12 protein-coding genes are annotated in these 18,632 nt (G+C 68.2%); all 12 read left to right on the top strand.

The window, feature by feature from the left end; all coding sequences use genetic code 11:
- Window positions 1-46: 46 nt before the first annotated feature.
- The 12 genes from AC5P8J_RS14100 (at window position 47) to bcsZ (ending at window position 18,627) form a co-directional block, all read left to right on the top strand.
- Window positions 47-775, top strand: coding sequence for a fimbrial biogenesis chaperone (locus AC5P8J_RS14100; RefSeq protein WP_021203172.1), 729 nt, complete (start codon window positions 47-49; stop codon window positions 773-775).
- 92 nt (window positions 776-867) lie between these two features.
- Window positions 868-3,432, top strand: a complete 2,565-nt coding sequence (locus AC5P8J_RS14095) for a fimbria/pilus outer membrane usher protein (protein WP_346484069.1) — start codon at window positions 868-870, stop codon at window positions 3,430-3,432.
- A complete protein-coding gene (locus AC5P8J_RS14090; RefSeq protein WP_021203174.1) occupies window positions 3,423-4,457 on the top strand; it encodes a fimbrial protein in 1,035 nt (344 codons plus the stop codon). Before AC5P8J_RS14095 ends, AC5P8J_RS14090 begins: the two co-directional genes overlap by 10 nt.
- Before the next feature lie 214 nt (window positions 4,458-4,671).
- The gene (locus AC5P8J_RS14085; RefSeq protein WP_167692779.1) at window positions 4,672-6,210 is read left to right on the top strand and encodes a BcsE family c-di-GMP-binding protein; all 1,539 of its coding nucleotides are present in this window, start codon (window positions 4,672-4,674) and stop codon (window positions 6,208-6,210) included.
- On the top strand, window positions 6,207-6,386 hold the full coding sequence (gene bcsF / locus AC5P8J_RS14080) for a cellulose biosynthesis protein BcsF (protein ID WP_021204326.1): 180 nt from the start codon (window positions 6,207-6,209) through the stop codon (window positions 6,384-6,386). The genes AC5P8J_RS14085 and bcsF overlap by 4 nt, the downstream gene beginning before the upstream one ends.
- Window positions 6,383-8,014, top strand: coding sequence for a cellulose biosynthesis protein BcsG (gene bcsG / locus AC5P8J_RS14075; RefSeq protein WP_031270787.1), 1,632 nt, complete (start codon window positions 6,383-6,385; stop codon window positions 8,012-8,014). The genes bcsF and bcsG overlap by 4 nt, the downstream gene beginning before the upstream one ends.
- Window positions 8,014-8,193 (top strand): cellulose biosynthesis protein BcsR, encoded by a 180-nt coding sequence (gene bcsR, locus AC5P8J_RS14070; protein WP_021204328.1) that lies wholly within the window; start codon window positions 8,014-8,016, stop codon window positions 8,191-8,193. The genes bcsG and bcsR overlap by 1 nt, the downstream gene beginning before the upstream one ends.
- Window positions 8,190-8,945, top strand: coding sequence for a cellulose biosynthesis protein BcsQ (gene bcsQ, locus AC5P8J_RS14065; protein WP_021204329.1), 756 nt, complete (start codon window positions 8,190-8,192; stop codon window positions 8,943-8,945). The genes bcsR and bcsQ overlap by 4 nt, the downstream gene beginning before the upstream one ends.
- Window positions 8,945-11,569 carry a UDP-forming cellulose synthase catalytic subunit gene (gene bcsA / locus AC5P8J_RS14060; protein WP_019661026.1) on the top strand — a complete coding sequence of 875 codons (2,625 nt, stop codon included), beginning with the start codon at window positions 8,945-8,947 and terminating at the stop codon, window positions 11,567-11,569. Before bcsQ ends, bcsA begins: the two co-directional genes overlap by 1 nt.
- Window positions 11,566-13,929: a cellulose biosynthesis cyclic di-GMP-binding regulatory protein BcsB gene (gene bcsB / locus AC5P8J_RS14055; protein WP_134731604.1), complete on the top strand. Its 2,364-nt coding sequence runs from the start codon at window positions 11,566-11,568 to the stop codon at window positions 13,927-13,929. Before bcsA ends, bcsB begins: the two co-directional genes overlap by 4 nt.
- Window positions 13,929-17,510 carry a cellulose synthase complex outer membrane protein BcsC gene (gene bcsC / locus AC5P8J_RS14050; protein ID WP_134731602.1) on the top strand — a complete coding sequence of 1,194 codons (3,582 nt, stop codon included), beginning with the start codon at window positions 13,929-13,931 and terminating at the stop codon, window positions 17,508-17,510. Before bcsB ends, bcsC begins: the two co-directional genes overlap by 1 nt.
- Window positions 17,494-18,627 carry a cellulose synthase complex periplasmic endoglucanase BcsZ gene (gene bcsZ, locus AC5P8J_RS14045; protein WP_495216879.1) on the top strand — a complete coding sequence of 378 codons (1,134 nt, stop codon included), beginning with the start codon at window positions 17,494-17,496 and terminating at the stop codon, window positions 18,625-18,627. Before bcsC ends, bcsZ begins: the two co-directional genes overlap by 17 nt.
- The last annotated feature ends 5 nt before the right edge of the window (window positions 18,628-18,632 follow it).

The following is an 18,632-nucleotide window of genomic DNA, read 5'->3' as shown; positions in this document are numbered from 1 at the left end:
GGTGTTCCGCGGCCGCTGGCCACACCCCTCGAGCGTAGTACTTCCGATGAAAGCATTCTTTCCCCGGGCGCTGCTGCTGGCAGCGTTCACGCTGCCCTTCTGCCAGAACGCACTGGCCGGCGTGGTGGTCAATGGCACGCGAGTGATCTATCCGGCGCAGGCGCGCGAAGTCACCGTGCAGGTCGACAACGTGGGCGATTCGCCGGCGCTGGTGCAGGCCTGGATCGACAGCGGCGACGCCAACCAGACCGCCGATACCAGCGATGCCCCGTTCGTGCTTACACCGCCGATCGCGCGTGTCGAGCCGGGCCGCAGCCAGGCGCTGCGACTGATCTTCTCCGGCGCGCAGCTGCCGACCGACCGTGAGTCGGTGTTCTGGCTCAACGTGCTGGATGTGCCGCCGTCCCCGGACAACGCCGAAAGCGGCGAACAGAATTACCTGCAGGTCGCGTTCCGTTCGCGCCTGAAGCTTTTCTACCGGCCGCAGGGCCTGAAGGGCGTCGCCAACGACGCGCCGGCAGCGCTGCGCTGGACCCGCAATGGCGACCGCCTGCGGGTGGAAAACCCGAGCCCCTTCCACGTCACTCTGGCCGAAGTACATGCTGTAACCGGCAGCAGTGAAAAGGCCGTCGAGGACAAGGGCGCGATGGTCGCGCCGAAGCAGAGCCTGGAGTTCGCCGCACCGGCGGGCACCGACGAGGTCCGCTTCATCACCATCAACGACTACGGCGGCCGGGTGGAACACACCATCCGCCTCGGCAGCACCGGGGGCTGAACGCGCCGCGCCGGCCCCTGGCCTGCGCATCCCGCCACCGCCGCTGTGCGGCGAATTGAAGGAATGTCAGTGTGATCGGAAACAGATTGACATTGTCGATCCATCAGGCGCTTTGCCTGTTGGTTGCTGGTGTGGCCTGCCCAGGATGGGCGCTGGCTGCCCCGGCCAATCTCGGCGAACAGGCGCTGATGGCGCAGAGTGGTGCGGCCAATGCGCGTGCACCGGAATCGGCCCAGTTCAACTCCAGCTTCCTGTCTGGCCAAGCCAAGCAGGTCGACCTGGCGGCCTTCAGCAACGGCAATCCGATGGTGGCCGGCAACTATCGTGTCGACGTCTACGTCAACGGTGCCTGGCAGGGCCGTCGCGATCTGCAGTTCAAGGCCGATGCGCAGGGCCGTGTCGACGCCTGCCTGCCGCTGCCGATGCTGGAAGAAATGGGCGTGGACAGCGAGGCCGTGCTGCTGCAGCAGGATCCGTCCGTGCCCACCGACAAGACCAGCTGCGTGCCGGTCCAGCAGCGCATGGCCAATGCCTATGGTGTCTATGACAGCGGCAACCTGCGCTACGACCTCAGCATCCCGCAGGTGTTCCTGCGCCGTGAGGCACGCGGCTACGTCAACCCGGCGCTGTGGGACCGTGGCATCAATGCCGGCTTCGTCGGCTACAGCTTCAACGCCATCGACAGCAACAGCCGTGTGGAAGGTGGCCAGCGCAACCGCAGCGCCTACCTCGGCCTCAACGCCGGCCTGAACCTGGGCGGCTGGCAGTTCCGCCATGATTCCAACCTGACCTGGTCCGAGGGTGACGGCCGCCATTGGCAGAGCATCGCCACCTACGCACAACGCGGCATCCCGCAGGTGCGCGGCATGCTCACCATCGGTGAGGCCTACACCACCGGTGAACTGTTCGATTCGATCGGCTACCGCGGTGCCAGCCTGGCCAGCGACGACCGCATGCTGCCCGATTCGCTGCGCGGTTACGCGCCGGTCGTGCGCGGCATCGCCGAGACCAACGCGCGCATCGAAGTGCGCCAGAACGAGCAGCTGATCTACTCCTCCACCGTGTCGCCGGGCAGCTTCGTCATCGACGACCTGTACCCGACCGGCTACGGCGGCGATCTGGAAGTGAGCGTGATCGAGGCCGATGGCCGCCGCCGCGAATTCAAGGTGCCGTTCGGCTCGGTGCCGCAGATGCTGCGCGAAGGCGTGTCGCGTTACTCGCTGACGGCCGGCCAGGTGCGCAACAAGCTGCTGGCCGATGAGCCGTGGCTGGTGCAGGGCACCTACCAGCGCGGTATCGGCAACCAGTTGACCCTGTACGGCGGCAGTGCACTGAGCGACGGCTACCTGTCGCTGCTGTACGGCGTCGGCCTGTCCACGCCGGTTGGCGCGTTCGCCGCCGACGTCACCCACGCACGTACGACGTTCGACCACTACGGCAACCACACCGGTGCCAGCGTGCGCTTGAGCTACAGCAACATGATCGGCGAGACCGGGACCAACCTGACCCTGGCCGCCTACCGCTATTCGACCGAAGGTTTCTACAGCCTGCAGGATGCGCTGTACGGCCGTGACTCGGACACGCGCGGCATCGATCCGACCACCCGTGGCCGTCAGCGCAGCCAGTTCCAGATAACGCTGAACCAGCCGCTGGGACGTCGCGGCGGCGCGCTGTACGTGACCGGTTCGGTGCGTGACTTCTACGACCGTTCCGGCACCTCCAAGCAGTACCAGGTGGGCTACAACAACGCCTGGCGTTCGGTGAACTACGGCTTCTCGGCGCTGCGCACCGAAGAGGGCGTGCTCGGCCGTTCCGACACCCAGTACCTGCTGTCGATGAGCGTGCCGCTGGGCCGTGGCACTCACCCGGTATCGTTCAGCGCCGACCTGGGCATGCGCGATCGCGGTGGCTACGACAACAGCCGCGTCGGCATCACCGGGTCGGCCGGCGTCGACAACAACTTCAGCTACGGCGTGGCGCTGTCCGATTCCCGCGAGGGTGGCACCACGGCGGTCGGCAACGCCGAGTACCGCAGCCGCTACTCCGCGTTGAACGCGACCTACAGCCACTCGCGTGATTTCCGCCAGGCCTCGGTCGGTGCCAACGGCAGCGTGGTCGTGCATCCGGGCGGCTTCACCTTCACTCCGCAGCGGGGCGACACCATGGTGCTGGTGGAAGCGCCGGGTGCGCGCGATGCGATCGTCAGCAACGCCCCGGGCCTGCGCGTCGATGGCCGCGGCTACGCGGTGGTCCCGTACGTGTCGCCGTACCGCCTCAACACCGTCACCCTCGACCCGCAGGGCATGGCCCATGACGTCGAGCTGGAAAGCACCAGCCAGTCGATCGCGCCGTTCGCCGGTGCCATCAGCTACCTGCGCTTCGATACCCGCAAAGGCAATGCGCTGCTGATCCAGGTACGCAATGCCGATGGCCGCAGCATGCCGTTCGGTGCGCAGGTCAAGGATGAGCAGGGCCAGCCGGTGGGCATGGTCAGCCAGGGCGGCCGTCTGTACGTGCGCAGTGAAAAGAGCCAGGGCCGCCTGCTGGTGGAGTGGGGCGCCGGTGCAGACCAGCGCTGCACCATCGATTACCAGGTTCCGGCGGGCGCCGATGCGTCCAAGACCGGCTTCATCCCGCTGGAGGCAGCATGCCGATGATTTCTTCCCGCAGCCGCACGCTGCTTGCCGCCATGGCCGTGATGGGGGGTATCGCCGTGGCCAGCCCGGCGTTGGCGACCTGCTATATCACCCAGCAGGGCTTTGTCGCGCAGGACGTGCAGATGGACATGGGGCAGATCGTGATCCTGCCCAGCCTGCCCGTCGGTGGTGTGATCAAGGAGTTGATCGTGCCGATCAACCAGCGCGACAGCATCGGTTACTGCGATCGTTGGGGCGGTAGTGCCAACGGGCGTTTCGTCAACGCCGCACAGCAAAACGCAGTCCCGGGTTTCAGCAACGTCTATGCGACCGATGTAGCGGGAGTGGGTATCCGTGTCTATCGTGATTCGGGCACCATCCAGACCTACTACCCGCACACGCTGCAATTGGGGGGCAACCGGACGTTGACCCTCAATGGTGGCCGCTTCCGCGTGGAGCTGATCAAGACCGCCGCGCAGACGGGCTCGGGCATCATCGCGCCCAACGGCCGCTTCACCACCTACTATCTCGACGGCGACGGTCCTGGCCGTCCGGAGCTGACCTCGACCTTCAAGGGCTCGGGTACCACCGTGGTCAGCCCGACCTGCGAAGTGCAGGCCGGCAGCCGCAACATCGCCGTCGACTTCGGCAGCGTGCCCAACACCACCTTCACCGGTGTCGGCTCCAAGGCCGCTGATCGCGATTTCGAGATCCGCCTGAACTGCCAGGGCAGCAACGTGGCCGCCTACCAGAGCAAGATCGGCATCCGCCTCGACGCCGACCAGGACAGCTCGAACATGCCGGGCGTGCTCAAGCTCAGCGCGGCCAGCAACAGCGCCACGCGCATCGGCATCCAGATGGTCCAGCGCGACGGCAGCACCGAGCGAGAAGTGCGCTTCGGCCAGACCATCAACGTCGGCACTACGGCGCCGGGTACCAGCGTCATGGCGCTGCCGTTGCGCGCGCGCTATGTGCAGACCCAGGCAGGTACCGTCGGTGCGGGCACCGCCAACGGGCAGGCGACGTTCACCATCCAGTACGAGTAGCGCAGGTCTCCCATTGCTGAGTTTGGAGCCTCCCCCCCCCGCTCCGCGGGGGGGGCGTTGACTGCGTCTTGATCCCGCAGACGTGAAGATCAGGGCTATCATTGCCGTACAGACACATGAATGTGATGTGCGTCATGGAAATGATCCCCTCTCCACTGCAGCGCCCCCGCTGCCGGGCCGTCGGCCTGGGTGAGGGGCAATGAAAGGATCCGGCGTGCCAGCAACACACCTTGCCATTGCCGGACTGCCCACCGAACTGGTGGAGATGCGCAGCGGGGGCCTGTATTGGGTCGTTGCCGCGGGCAGCGCGCCGACGGATCTGCTCGGTGCCGGTGTGCTGGCCACGGCCGACGCACTGGATGAGGCCGTGCTGGTCACGCTGGGGCGGGGGCCCGAATCGATGCTGACGCTGCTGCCGGCCGATCAGGGGCCGGCCCGCCTGCGGCTGTTCCAGCGGTCGCATCACGGCATGCAGCAGGCGCTGCGCGGGCTGACCGCCGATCTGCCGCGCACCGCCTCGGTGCGCACCCGGCTCAGCGTGGTGCAGTTCCCGGTGGCGGCGCTGGACGGCTGGGATGATGCCCGGCTGGCGCGCTGGTGCCAGCAGCTGCAGGACTGGGCCGGGCAGGCGCAGCAGGTGCTGCTGTTGCTGTGCCATGGCGAAGTGGCGACCCTGGCCCCGCGCCTGTTGTCATTGAACCGGAGCTGCGCCGGTGTGGCCCAGTTGCATCCGCATCGTGGTGCCCTGCAGCTGCTGCTGCACTACTGGTCCAACAGCCATGGCGTGGTGGCCCAGCGATCGTTCGGCGTCGAGCAGGAAAGCCGCGGGCTGCGCCATCTGGCCGAGGACGATGCCGCCGGGACTGGGGTCGATGCCACCAGTGGCAGTGATCGCGATGTCTTCCTGGCCCAGACCGAAGTACTGGACGGTGCGCCGCCACTGTCGGCAGCCTGGCACCTGTATGACGGCTGGGCTGGATTGTTGCCGGCCGCGCTGCAGGCGCGCGAGGCCACCGTAGTGCTGGCCATCGACGAGAACGCCAAGGTGGATGCACTGGCCCGACTGCTGCACCGCCTGCGCCGGGAACGTGGCAATGCACTGAAACTGGTGGTGCGCGAGCTGCAGCCCTGCCTGCGCTACGCTGATGAGCGGCTGCTGATGCAGTGCGGCTGCAGCCTGGTAGTGCCGTCAGCCACGCCGTTGCCGCGCCTGCTGACCCTGCTGGAAACCGTGCAGCGTCAGCGTTGGCAGGGCCAGCTGGCTGACGATCCGGAGCCGCTGATCCGTGCGCATCGGCCGCCACCGGTAAGCGGCCTGGTCAACGCCGCACGCTTCCGCCAGATCGCTGGCGAACGCATCGACCAGGACGGCAGCGCGGTGGAAAGCGCCGTGCTGGCGTTGCAGCCGGTGGCCGGCCTGCGCGCCGAGCAGACGTTGCAGCAGCTGCGCATCCGCCGCCAGGGCGATCTGGCCTGTGTCTACCGCGGGCAGGTGCGCCTGTTCCTGTTCGGGTGCCGGCGTGATGCGGTCGAACAGGCCCTGGGCAATCTGTTCCGCCTGCCCTGGCGGGAGCTGTTCGATGGCTACCAGCGTCTGGCCGAATACGACATTGCAGCGATGAACGCCGGCAGCAGCGATCCGGAGGCCGAGGTCCTGCCCGAAGCCCCCGCCGTCCTGCCGCCGGTGGCCCCGGCGCTGGAGGCGCCTGTTTTCACTGTCCCGAAGCCGCTGCGACTGGGAGATCGCGCATGACCACCGACCAGCAACTCTGGACCCTGATCGTCGCCTGTGCGCTCGTGATGATTCCCTTCGGTGCCATGCTCGGTACGCTGTGGCGTGCGCTGGGCCGCCGTGCCGCGCGCTGGCTGCCCCCTCGCCACCTGCGCCGCGCCGGTGTACGCCTGCGTGCGCCGCGGGGGGCTGCATGAGTCCGCAGGTGGCTCCCGCATCGCCCTTCGCCTGGGCCGACCTGCGCGGCTGGAACCTGTATTTCCTGTCCAAGGTGGTACTGGCCTGGATGGGCGCGCTGGATCTGAAGATCCTGCCCAACCTGCTGTTCCTGGGCGCGCTGCTGGTTCCACTGCGCTGGCGCTGGGCACGCATCGCGCGTACTGTCGCTGCGGTACCGGTGGGCGTGGCGCTGTACTACCAGGACACCTGGTGGCCGCCATTCCGGCGCCTGTTGGTGCAACCTGGCGTGCTGGACTTCTCGGCGGATTACTGGCTCGAGCTGGCCCAGCGCTTCATCAACTGGCAGATGGTGGCGGTACTGGCGATGCTGGTGCTGGCCTACGTACTGCTCAAGCCGTGGCTGCGCATCACCACTCTGAGCGTGCTGGGCATGCTTGGCCTGGCTGTGATGGCGATACCGATGCCGGCGGGTTGGAACTGGGGGCAGGGTACCGCCACCGCGGCCACCACCAGCGTCGCAGGCACTTCAGGTGGCGGCCTGCCGCCGGCCAACAACGAGACGCTCAACGCATGGCTGGCAGGCTTCTACCAGCAGCAGGCCAGCCTCAAGACCAGCTTCCCGGCACCGGGCAGCGGCGCGCCGTTCGACGTCATCATCCTCAACATCTGCTCGCTGGCATGGAGCGATCTGGATGAAGTGGGGCTGCGCCAGAACAATCTGCTCGACCACATGGACGTGGTGTTCGACGACTTCAACTCGGCAACCGCCTACAGCGGCCCGGCGGCGATCCGCCTGCTGCGCGCCAGCTGTGGCCAGACCTCGCATACCGGGCTGTTCGATCCGGTGCCGGCCGAGTGCCAGCTGTTCTCGAACCTGCAGCGTCTGGGCTTCCAGAGCGAGCTGGCGATGAACCACGACGGTCACTTCGACGACTTCATCGGTGAACTGCACCAGTACGGCGGGCTGCAGGCACAGCCGATGGATATCAGCGCGTTTCCTAAAGCGCTGGTGGCGTTCGACAAGTCGCCGCTGCGCCGCGATGGCGATGTGCTGATGGCGTGGTGGAAACAGCGGCTGGCCGGGTCCAGCCAGCAGGTGGCGCTGTTCTACAACACGATTTCGCTGCACGATGGCAACCGCATCGTCGGCGCCGATGGCCGTTCGAATGCCGCCGACTACAAGGCACGTGCGGAAATGGTGTTGGGCGACATGGCCGGTTTCGTCGATGCGGTGGAGAAGAGTGGCCGCCGCGCAATGATCGTGGTGGTACCCGAGCATGGCGCGGCCCTGCATGGCGACCGCATGCAGATTCCGGGCATGCGCGAGATTCCCAGCCCGTCGATCACCCACGTGCCGGTGGGCGTGAAGCTGATCGGCATGGGCGCGCCGGCGGCCGGCGGCCCGCGTCATGTCCCCGAACCGAGCAGCTACCTGGCCGTGTCCGAGCTGGTTTCGCGCGTGTACGCGCTCAACGCCCAGTCGCCGCCGAGCGAGCGCAACTGGGACAGCCTGCTGAAGGGGCTGCCGCAGACACCGTCGGTGTCGGAAAACGAAGGCGCCAAGGTCATCGAGTACGCCGGCAAGCCCTGGCTGCAGCTGCAGGGCAGCCAGGCCTGGAGCCCCTACCCCGAGGAGGCACGCTGATGCCTGCCGACATCCTTGCCGTACCGGTCACGCTGTCCGTGGAAGAGGACGATATCGACCTGCTGCGCCGCAGCCTGGGCATGCCGGGGCTGCCCTACGTGGACTTCTCTGCCCAGCATGAGCGTGCCCAGGCGCTGGCGCGCTGGCCGTTGCTGGCCGAACTGGAGCCGCGCCGATGAGCACCGTGCTGTCGCTGCAGGGCATCCATGGCGGAACCGGTGTCACCACGGTGCTGGCCGCACTCGGCCAGGGCTTGCACGCGCAGGGCCAGCGCGTCCTGCTGGTCGAATGCAGTCCGGACCAGATGCTCGGCCTGCACCTGGGGCTGCCTGCCGACGTGGACAACGGTTGGGGGCGCGCGCAGCTGGACGGCACGGACTGGCGTGATGCCGCCTACGCTGTTGCAGCAGGACTTGCGGTGCTGCCCTATGGTCGCGTCGATAGCGAGGCCGCAATGCGCATCGAACAGCAGCTGCAACAGGCACCGGGCACCTGGGCCGAACGCATTCCGCTGCTGGAGACCCAGTTCGACTGGATCCTGTTCGACCTGCCGCAGCGCCTGCCGGCGCATGCAGCGGCCATCAACCAGCACGTGCGCTGCACGCTGCCGCTGCGCCTGGCCTGTGTCGATCCGGTCAGCCACGTGTTCCTGCAGCGGCAGCCGGAGGACACACGCCTGTTGCTGGCCAACCGCTATGACCCGGTCATCCCGGTGCAGCGCGATCTGATGCAGCTGTGGCTTCACGCGCACGGCCCGCGGCTGGTGCCGCAGCCGCTGCACGAGGATGCGCGGGTGCCCTCCGCGCTGGCCAGCAAGCAGCCACTGGGGCGCTATGCGACCGATTCGCTGGCCGCTGCCGATGTCGATGGCCTGGTGTTGTGGTGCCTGGCCGAGGCCGCACGGCGCCAGCCCGTTGCGGGGACACGCTGATGGGCGCCCGCGTCTACTACCTGGACTGGGGGCGCCTGCGCGAACGCGTGCATGCGCCTTGGCCAACCCGCTCGCTGCTGTGGCTGCTGCAGTGCGTGGGCTGGGCGTTCCTGCGCCTGGAAGGGCCGGCATGGCAGGCACAGGCCCCGCGCCTGCGCAACGCCTTCCCGCAGATCCAGGGTGACCGCCGCTGGCGCCCGGGCGATCCACTGCGGTTGTTGATCCAGGCCATGTGGCTGTCGGTGGTGCGGTTGGTACCGCAGCCCTCGCTGAGGCGGCAACGGTTGGCCCGGGCCCGTCGCGAACGCATTGCCGAACTGCGCGGTGCGGCCGGTCGCGGCCGCCTGCGCTACCTGCGCGCCATGCGCGATGCACCCAGTGAATTCTGGAACAGCCGCGTGGCGGCATGGTTCGGCCGGAAGATGGGCAGCCTGTCGCCGCGTTCGCGGCACCTGCTGACCCTGCTGGTCGGGTTGGCCACGCTGGGGCTGGCGGCGCTGTGCATCACCCAGCCGTTCACCTATCTGGCGCAGTTCGTGTTCGTGGTGCTGCTGTGGGCCATCGCGCTGCTGGTGCGGCGCATGCAGGGGCGCTATGCGACGCTGGTGCTGGTCGTGCTGTCGATCACCGTGTCCTGCCGGTACCTGTGGTGGCGCTATACGGCCACGTTGAACTGGAACAGCACCTTCGACCTGGTCTGTGGCGTGGTGCTGCTGGCGGCGGAAACCTACTCGTGGCTCGTGCTGATGCTCGGTTACGTGCAGGTGGCCTGGCCGCTGCGGCGCCGCCCGGCGCCGTTGCCGGCCGATATCCGCCAGTGGCCGACGGTGGATGTGCTGATCCCCACCTACAACGAAGACCTGGCGCTGGTGCGGCACACCGTGTACGCGGCGATGGGCCTGGACTGGCCGGCCGACAAGCTGCGCATCCACATCCTTGATGATGGCAAGCGCGAAGAATTCCGCGCATTCGCCGAGCGCACCGGGGTCAACTACATCACCCGTGCCGACAACCGCCATGCCAAGGCCGGCAACCTCAACCATGCGTTGACCCTGATCGATGGCGAGCTGGTGGCCATCTTCGACAGCGACCACCTGCCGGTGCGGTCGTTCCTGCAGATCACCTGCGGCTGGTTCCTGCGTGATCCCAAACTGGCGCTGGTGCAGACCCCGCACCACTTCTTCTCGGCCGATCCATTCGAACGCAACCTGCAGGTGTTCCGCAGCGATCCCAACGAAGGCGAGCTGTTCTACGGCCTGGTGCAGGACGGCAACGACCTGTGGAACGCGGCGTTCTTCTGCGGCTCCTGCGCGGTGCTGCGGCGCGAAGCCATCGATGCCATCGGCGGGTTTGCCACCGAGACCGTCACCGAGGATGCGCACACCGCGCTGCGGCTGCACCGCAAGGGCTGGAACTCGGCCTACCTGCGCATTCCGCAGGCGGCCGGCCTGGCCACCGACAGCCTCGGCGCACACGTCAACCAGCGCATCCGCTGGGCGCGTGGCATGGTGCAGATCTTCCGCATCGACAACCCGTTGCTGGGCAAGGGCCTGAGCCTGTTCCAGCGCTTCTGCTATGCCAACGCGATGCTGCATTTCCTGGCTGGCATTCCGCGCCTGGTGTTCCTCACTGCGCCGCTGGCGTTCCTGCTGCTGCATGTGTACATCATCTACGCACCGGCGCTGGCCATCCTGTTGTTCGTGGTACCGCACATGGCCCACGCCAGCCTGACCAACGCACGCATCCAGGGCAAGTACCGGCGTCCGTTCTGGGGTGAGGTGTACGAGACGGTGCTGGCCTGGTACATCGCACGGCCCACCACCGTGGCGCTGTTCAGTCCGGGCCGCGGCAAGTTCAACGTCACCGACAAGGGCGGTACCCAGGCCGGCGATCGTTTCGACTGGCGCGTGGCGCAGCCCTACCTGGTGCTGGCGCTGCTGAACGTGCTGGGCCTGTGCTTTGCCGTGTGGCGCTTCGTGCACGGCCCACTTGACGAACGTGGCACGGTGATCGTGAGTTCGCTGTGGGTGCTGTACAACCTGCTGATCATCGGCGGTGCGCTGGCGGTGGCGGCCGAAGTGCAGCAGGTGCGACGCACGCATCGCGTCACCACCCGTCTGCCGATGGCGCTGCAGGTGCCCGATGGCCGCCGCCTGCGCGGCGTGCTGCAGGATTACTCCAACGATGGCGTGGGCGTCGAACTCGGCGAAGACGCACAGCTGGCCGAAGGCCAGCGCGTGCAGGTGCTGCTGGGGCGGGGTCGCCGCGAGTTCGCATTCCCGGCGCGCGTGCAACGCACGGTCGGCCAGCGACTGGGCCTGCTGCTGCTGTTCGAGGACGAGCGCCAGCGCGTCGAGTTCGCCCAATGCACCTTCGCCCGCGCCGATGCCTGGCTTGACTGGCACGCCGGTTACCAGCCCAAGAGCCTGCCGCGCAGCCTGTGGAGCGTGCTGGTCCTGGGCTGGCGCGGCTACCGGCGGATGGGTGATTTCGCACCGTTCGACCTCGACCGCCCCGCACATTGGAACCGTCGCCTGCTGCGATGGCTGGCCAGTTTTGCTCCGCAACGTCCGCTTCCTTCCCACCCGGCTGACCCAGCCGCTGATCCAGGGCTTCGTCCATGACCCGTCCGTCCTCTCTGCGTTGGCTGCTGCTGCCCCTGCTGGCCCTGCCCGTGGCGTCAGGCAACAGCGCGCCTGCCCCGGCGCCGGTTGTCCCTCCCACTACCGCGCCTGCCGCTCCGCCGGCGCCGGGGGGGCAGGCCGCGCCAGCCACCACGCCTGCCACCGGTACCGAGCCCGCGCTGGCGCAGACCTGGGCGGGCAGCGCCTGGCCCTGGCAGCGGCAGAACACCTTCGCGCAGCTGGGGCGCCGCCAGGACACGCTGCTGTCGGGCGTGCGCAATGCCACCACCTTCGAGTTCCAGGTCCGCCGTGACCGCCTGGTCCGCGATGCCGAGCTGGATCTGAGCTTCACGCCTTCACCGTCGCTGCTGCCGACCCTGTCGCACCTGCGGGTCTATCTCAACGACGCGATGATGGGTGTGGTGCCGATCAGCAACGAGCAGCTGGGCCGCCCGGTGCAGGCCAAGCTACCGCTGGACGCGCGCCTGATTGCTGATTTCAACCAGGTCCGCCTGGAGTTCGTCGGCCACTACACCGACATCTGCGAAGAGCCGACGCACAGCTCGCTGTGGGTCAATCTCTCCAGCAACAGCACGCTGCGCCTGGGCGGCCAGCCGCTGGCGATGCAGGACGACCTGGCCAACTTCCCGCTGCCGTTCTTCGATCCGCGTGATACAGCACGGCTGGAACTGCCAGTGGTGTTCGCCGCTGCGCCGAGCCTGGCACAGCAGCGGGCGGCGGCGGTGATGTCCTCGTACTTCGGCAGCCTGTCCGGCTGGTGGCGCCAGGCACGTTTCCCGGTCAGCTTCGGCACGTTGCCGGACAAGGGCCACGCGGTGGTGCTGGCGGTCAACGGCAGGTTCCCGCCGGTGATCGCCAACCATGCTCCGGTGAAGGGCCCGATGATCGAACTGATGTCGCTGCCGGAGGATCCGCAGCGAAAGCTGCTGCTGGTGCTGGGCCGCAACGATGACGACCTGCAGAAGGCCGTGGCTGCGATGGCGGCCGGCAACGTGCTGTTCCGCGGCCGCCAGGTCAGTGTCGATGAGGTCAAGCCACTGGCCCCGCGCAAGCCGTACGACGCACCGAACTGGGTGCGCACCGACCGCGCCGTCCGCTTGGCTGAACTGCTCGACTATCCGCAACAACTGCATGCCAACGGCGTGTCGCCGCAGCCGATCACGGTCAACCTCAACCTGCCGCCGGATCTGTTCATCTGGCGCAACCAGGGTATTCCGCTGAACCTGCGCTACCGCTACACGCCGCCGTTTGGCAGCGATGAGTCGCGGCTGGGCGTGGCGATCAACGACCAGTTCATCTCCAGCTTCCCGCTGGTGCGCCGCAACGGCAAGCAGGGCCTGGAGGAAATCCGCTTGCCGGTGCTGGCCGGCGATGCCGGTGCCGATGACGGTCGCCTGCTGATTCCGGCGCTCAAACTGGGCGACCGCAACCAGCTGCGTTTCGATTTCAACTTTGCCAGCGTGATGGGCAGTGCGCAGCGCGATCATTGCCAGACCGTGCTGCCGCCCAACCTGCAGGCAGCGATCGAAGACGACTCGACCATCGACTTCTCCGGATTCCATCACTACATGGGCCTGCCGGACCTGTCCGCGTTCGCGCTCAGTGGATTCCCCTTCACCCGCATGGCCGATCTGTCGGAGACTGTCGTGCTGGTGCCGCCCCAAGCCAACGAGGCACAGGTCAGCCTGCTGCTGAACCTGATCGGTGGGCTGGGCGTGCAGAGCGGCTATCCGGCCTATGGGCTGCGCCTGTCCGATGACTGGAAGCAGGCCAGCGCGCTGGATGCGGACCTGCTGATGCTGGGCGCCCTGCCGGCCGAACTGCGCGGTAGCCAGCAGCTGTCGCTGCTGATCGACGACCAGCGCACGCGCCTGCTCAATGGCCAGTCTCCGTCGCCGCAGCAGGCGATGGAACAGGCCCGCCGTGGCAGCCGCGATGGCGATCCAGCGGTGACCGAAGTGGCAGTGAGCGCGCAGGCACCGTTTGCCGCGATCATCGGCATGCAGTCACCGACGCATGCGCAGCGCAGCATCGTTTCGCTGGCCGCCAGCAATGCCGCCGACTACGGCCTGCTCCACGATGCGCTCAGCGATACCGGCAAGCGCGAAGCCATCGCCGGATCGGTGGCGATCCTGCGTACCTCGGGCATTCACAGCCAGTTCGTCGGTGATCACTACTACGTTGGCGCGCTGCCGTGGTGGCTGCTGCTGTGGTACCACCTGGCCGACCACCCGGCGCTGCTGGCGGTGCTGGCCACGCTGGTGGTGCTGATGGTCGCCTTCCTGCTGTGGCGCGCGCTGCGCTGGGTCGCGGCCAAGCGCCTGGACCCGGGGCACTGATGGCACGTACGCGGCATCCGCTGGTCACCGCGTCCGGCCTCGTCCTGTTGGGACTGGCCGGTGCCGGGCCCTGCGCGGCGCAGGCCTTGCCCGATACGCCGGGCGGAACCGTCGCCGAGCAGCGCCAGTGGCTGTTGCAGCAGGTGCGCATCGGTGAGGCCACCGGTCGCCAGAGCCTGATCGAAGACGCACTGGCGCGGCTGCGCATGCTGGCACCGGATGATCGCGGCACCTTGGTGGCGATCCTGGAAGTGCAGCTCTCGCAACAGAAGCTGCAGGATGCCGGGGCGACCCTGAAGCGCCTGCGCGAGATCGGTACAGGTACCCGTGAACTGGCCGCCGGCGAACGCCTCTGGAGGGCCTACCGCGGTGATCTGCAGCAGGATCTGCAGCAGGCGCGCCTGTTCGCTGCCGGTGGTCGCAGCGCCGAAGCGCTGGCGATCTACCGCCGCCTGTTCAACGATGATCCACCCGGCCTGCAGCTGGGCCTGGAGTACTGGCGCCTGCGCGGCGGCCAGGCGGATGGGCGTGCACAGGCTATCCGTGCGCTGGGCGAACTGGACCGCAGTTATCCGGGCAATGTGCCATTGCTGCAGGCGCTGTCGCAGATGCTGTTCGCTGCCGGCCGCGATGCAGAGGCGCTCGCCGCGCTGCAGCGCATGGGGCGTAATCCGGAGGCCCGCGGCATGGCGGCGGACGCCGAATGGGCCTACCTGAAGGATCAGCCGGCCGACGACCGCAGCGTGCGCCGGCTGCAGGACTTCATCACCCGCAACCCAGCGTTTGCCGACATCGCGTTGGTGCGCGAGCGCTACACCGACCAGCACAAGCGGGTCAGCGACCCGGCGTGGCGCGCCGGCCTGCGCGGCCAGCAGCTGCTCGACGCAGGCCGCAATGCAGAGGCCGAGCGCGCTTTCCTGCAGGCGTTGCGCGGCTATCCGCGCGAGCCCGACCTGTTGGGGGGGCTGGGCATGGCGCTGATGCGCCAGGGCCGCCGCGAGCAGGCCATCAGCTATTTCCAGCGTGCGGTGCAGGCCACCCCGGCCGGCGACAGCAACGACAAGTGGCGCGACCTGATCGCCAGCACCCGCTACTGGCTGCAGCTGGACCAGGCCGATGCGGCGCTGGCGGCCGGCCGGCTGGACGAGGCCGAGCGCCTCTATGCGCAGGCGCATCGCCAGCAGCCCCGCGACGTCAATGCTGCACTGGGCCTGGTCGACGTGGCCGTGGCCCGCGGTGACGACGCCGCAGCCGAACGCCAGCTGCAGGTTGCGCGGCGGATGGCGCCCAACGATGCCAACGTGATCCGCAAGCTGGTGCAGCTGTACGGCCGCACCGACCCGCAGCGGCTGGAAGCCTTCATCAACGCATTGCCCGCTGCGCAACGCAGGTTGTATGCCGAAGACCTGCGCCAGCTCCAGATCAGCCGCCTGCGTGAGCGTCGCGAGCAGGCGCTGGCTGCCGGTGATGCGACCACCGCGATCACGCTGGGGCAGAAGCTGCGCGGCGAACTGCCGGGCGATGCATGGCTGGCCTATGCGCTGGCCAACGAGCTGCGCGCCGCTGGCCGGCAGGACGAGGCCGACGCGGCGGTGGCCGACATGGCCACGCATAACGACAGCGCCGAAGCGCGCTACGCGCAGGCGCTCTACCTGTCGGGATCCGATCGGCTGCCGCAGGCGCTGGCGGTACTCGACGCGCTGCCGCAGGCGAAGTGGAACGACGACATCCGCGCGCTGTCGGCGCGCCTGCAGCGGCAGCAGCTGGTCGATCATCTGTGGGATCTGCGTGCGCAGGGCAGGGAGGCCGAAGCCATCGCGCTGCTGCAGCAGCAACCGCCCAGCACCGACAATGATCTGCTGATGGCCGAGTGGGCGCGCCTGCGCGGCGATCACGCGCAGGCGCTGCATTACTACCAGCGCGTGCTTGCCGCACAGCCGGACAATGTGGATGCGCAGCTGGGCCAGGTCCAGGCCTGGATTGGCACCGGCGATCTGGCCAGCGCACGCCGCCAGATGCACGACGCACCGCCGGCAGTGGACGATGACGAGATCGGCCAGCAGCGTCAGCTCGCCACCATCTGGACCGACCTGCGCGAGGACACGAAGGCCCTGGCGATCCTGCGCGCGTTGCTTGCGCGCAAGACCGGGCCCGACGCACAGTCCTGGCGTGATGCGGCACGGCTGGTGCGCCGCGATGATCCGCAGCAGGCGCTGGACATGTACGCGCAGGCGATGGCCGACAACGGCGTGTTGGCTCCCGGCCAGGTCACGCCGCGCGACAACCGCGCGTTGACCCTGGCCAGCCGCGAGACAGCCGGCGATGACTGGTTGCGGCGCAGCCTGCGCAGCGATGTGGAAACCCTGTACCAGCAGGAGAATCCCACCCTGACGGTGATGCAGGACACCGGTCGCCGCAGCGATGGCACGCCGGGCATTTCGCGGCTGTCGCGCGATACCCGCATCGCGCATCTGGACGCGCCATTCGCCGGTGGCCTGGGCTGGGCGCGCATCGAGCAGGTCAGCTTCGATGCGGGCCGCTTCCAGACCGATGAGAGCGGCGCCTACGACGAGGATTTCGGCAGCTGTGACCTGGATCTGCTGCAGGCCGACGACAGCCGCCTGCGCGCACCGGGCTGCACCCGCTTCGTGCACCAGCGGCGCACCTCCGGTGCCGGCTTCGCCGTCGGCTGGCGCACCCTGGATGACCGCTGGAACGTCGATATCGGCCACACCCCGTCCAACTACGTGGTCGGCAACTGGCTTGGCGGTGTCACCCTCAATGGCGACCTCGGGCGCTTCGGCTGGGGCGCCACGCTGTCGCGGCGGCCGATGACCAATTCGCTGCTGTCGCAGGCCGGTGCGGTTGAACCGCGCAGCGGCTTCAGCTGGGGCGGCGTCACCGCCAACGGCGTGACCTTCAGCCTCGGCTACGACCAGGGCGGCCGCGATGGCGTGTGGTCGAACTGGAGCTGGCATCGGCTGACCGGGCACAACGTGGTCGACAACACCCGCGCACGCGCGATGGTGGGCTGGTACCACAAGCTGATCCAGCGCCCCGACATGCGGCTGGATGTGGGTACCACCGCGATGTACTGGCGCTACCAGAAGGACCTGGGCGGCTACTCGCTGGGCCAGGGCGGCTACTACAGCCCGCAGCGCTATGCATCGCTGAGCCTGCCGGTCAGCTTTGCCTGGCGCAACGACGTGTGGTCGGTGCGCCTGGATGGCTCGGTCAGTGTGTCCAGTGCGCGTACCTCGTCGATCAGCCGTTTCCCCGACCAGGCCTTGATCGAGCGCGTGATTGCACAGCTTGAGCCGCAGTACGGCCCGCTGCGGCTGGACGAGGCCGGCCTGTACACCGGTGACAGCAGCAGCACGGGCACCGGGTACCGCCTGTACGGCGCGGTGGAGCGCCGCCTCGGCGACCACTTCGTGCTGGGCGCTGCCGGCACCCTCCAGCGCAGCCGCGATTTCTCGCCGAATTCGTTCCAGCTCTACCTGCGCTACACCTTCAAGCCCTGGCAGGGAAACCTGCCGCTGCCCGTATCACCACTGGTGCCGTATGGCGAATTCCGCTGACCTGCGGCGACGGCGCCTGCTGCAGGCGGTCGCCACGCTGCCGCTGCTCGGCGTGTGCCGTGTGCAGGCCGCGCCCGCCCCGCGCTGGCCGGCGTGGCAGGTACTGCTCGACAGCAGCCTGAGCCGCGACGGGCGCATGATCGATCGCAGCCAGGACGATCAGCGCAGCACCTCCGAAGGCCAGTCCTATGCCTTGTTCTTCGCCCTGGTCGACAACGACCAGGCGCTGTTCGACCGCATCCTGGGCTGGACCCAGGACAACCTTGCCGGTGGCGACATGGGCAAGCGCCTGCCGGCCTGGCTGTGGGGACGCGATGACGCCGGCGCCTGGCGGGTGCTGGACGACAACCCGGCCTCGGACTCCGATCTCTGGCTGGCCTACGCGCTGCTGGAAGGCGCGCGGCTGTGGCGCCGTCCGGCGCTGAAGGCCATCGCGGAGGGCATGCTGGTGCAGGTGCGGGCGCGCGAGATCGTGGATCTGCCCGGGCTCGGCCCAATGCTGTTGCCAGGCCCACAGGGGTTCATTGAAGGGGACGCCACGCGGGTCAACCCCAGCTATCTGCCACTGCCGCTGCTGCGCCGCTTTGCGGCGGAGGATCGCGGCGGGCCGTGGCAGGCGCTGGCGCGCAACAGCGTGCAGTTGCTGCAGCAGAGCAGCCCGCACGGGTTCGCACCGGACTGGGCGGCGTGGAAAGGCGATCGCTTCGTCGTCGATCCGGTGCGCGGTGCGGTCGGCGGCTACGATGCCATCCGCTGCTACACCTGGGCAGGCATGACCGCATCGCGCGATCCGTTGTTCCGCGCGCAGCTGGCGGCGCTGTCCGGACCGCTGCAGCGCCTGCGCAGTGGTGCACCGATGTGGGAAAAGATCGACACCCGCAGTGGCCAGGGGCAGGGCGAAGGCAACTACGGATTCCGCGCGGCCCTGCTGCCCTATCTGATCGCGCAGGGCGAAGCGGAGCGCGCGCAGTCGCTGCGGGCCAGCCTGCCCAGCGCCGAGCAGCAACGCGCCGATGCACCGGCCTATTACTCGCAGATGCTGGCCCTGTTCGGCGTGGGTTGGGCCGAAGGACGCTGGCGCTTCGCCACCGACGGCCGCCTGCAGCCGCGCTGGTAGCTGCA

The sequence above is a fragment of the Stenotrophomonas sp. YJH_SMC_37 genome, from assembly GCF_059370035.1.
Note: the sequence above shows the minus strand (reverse complement) of the source record. Positions and strands in the feature narration are given on the sequence as shown.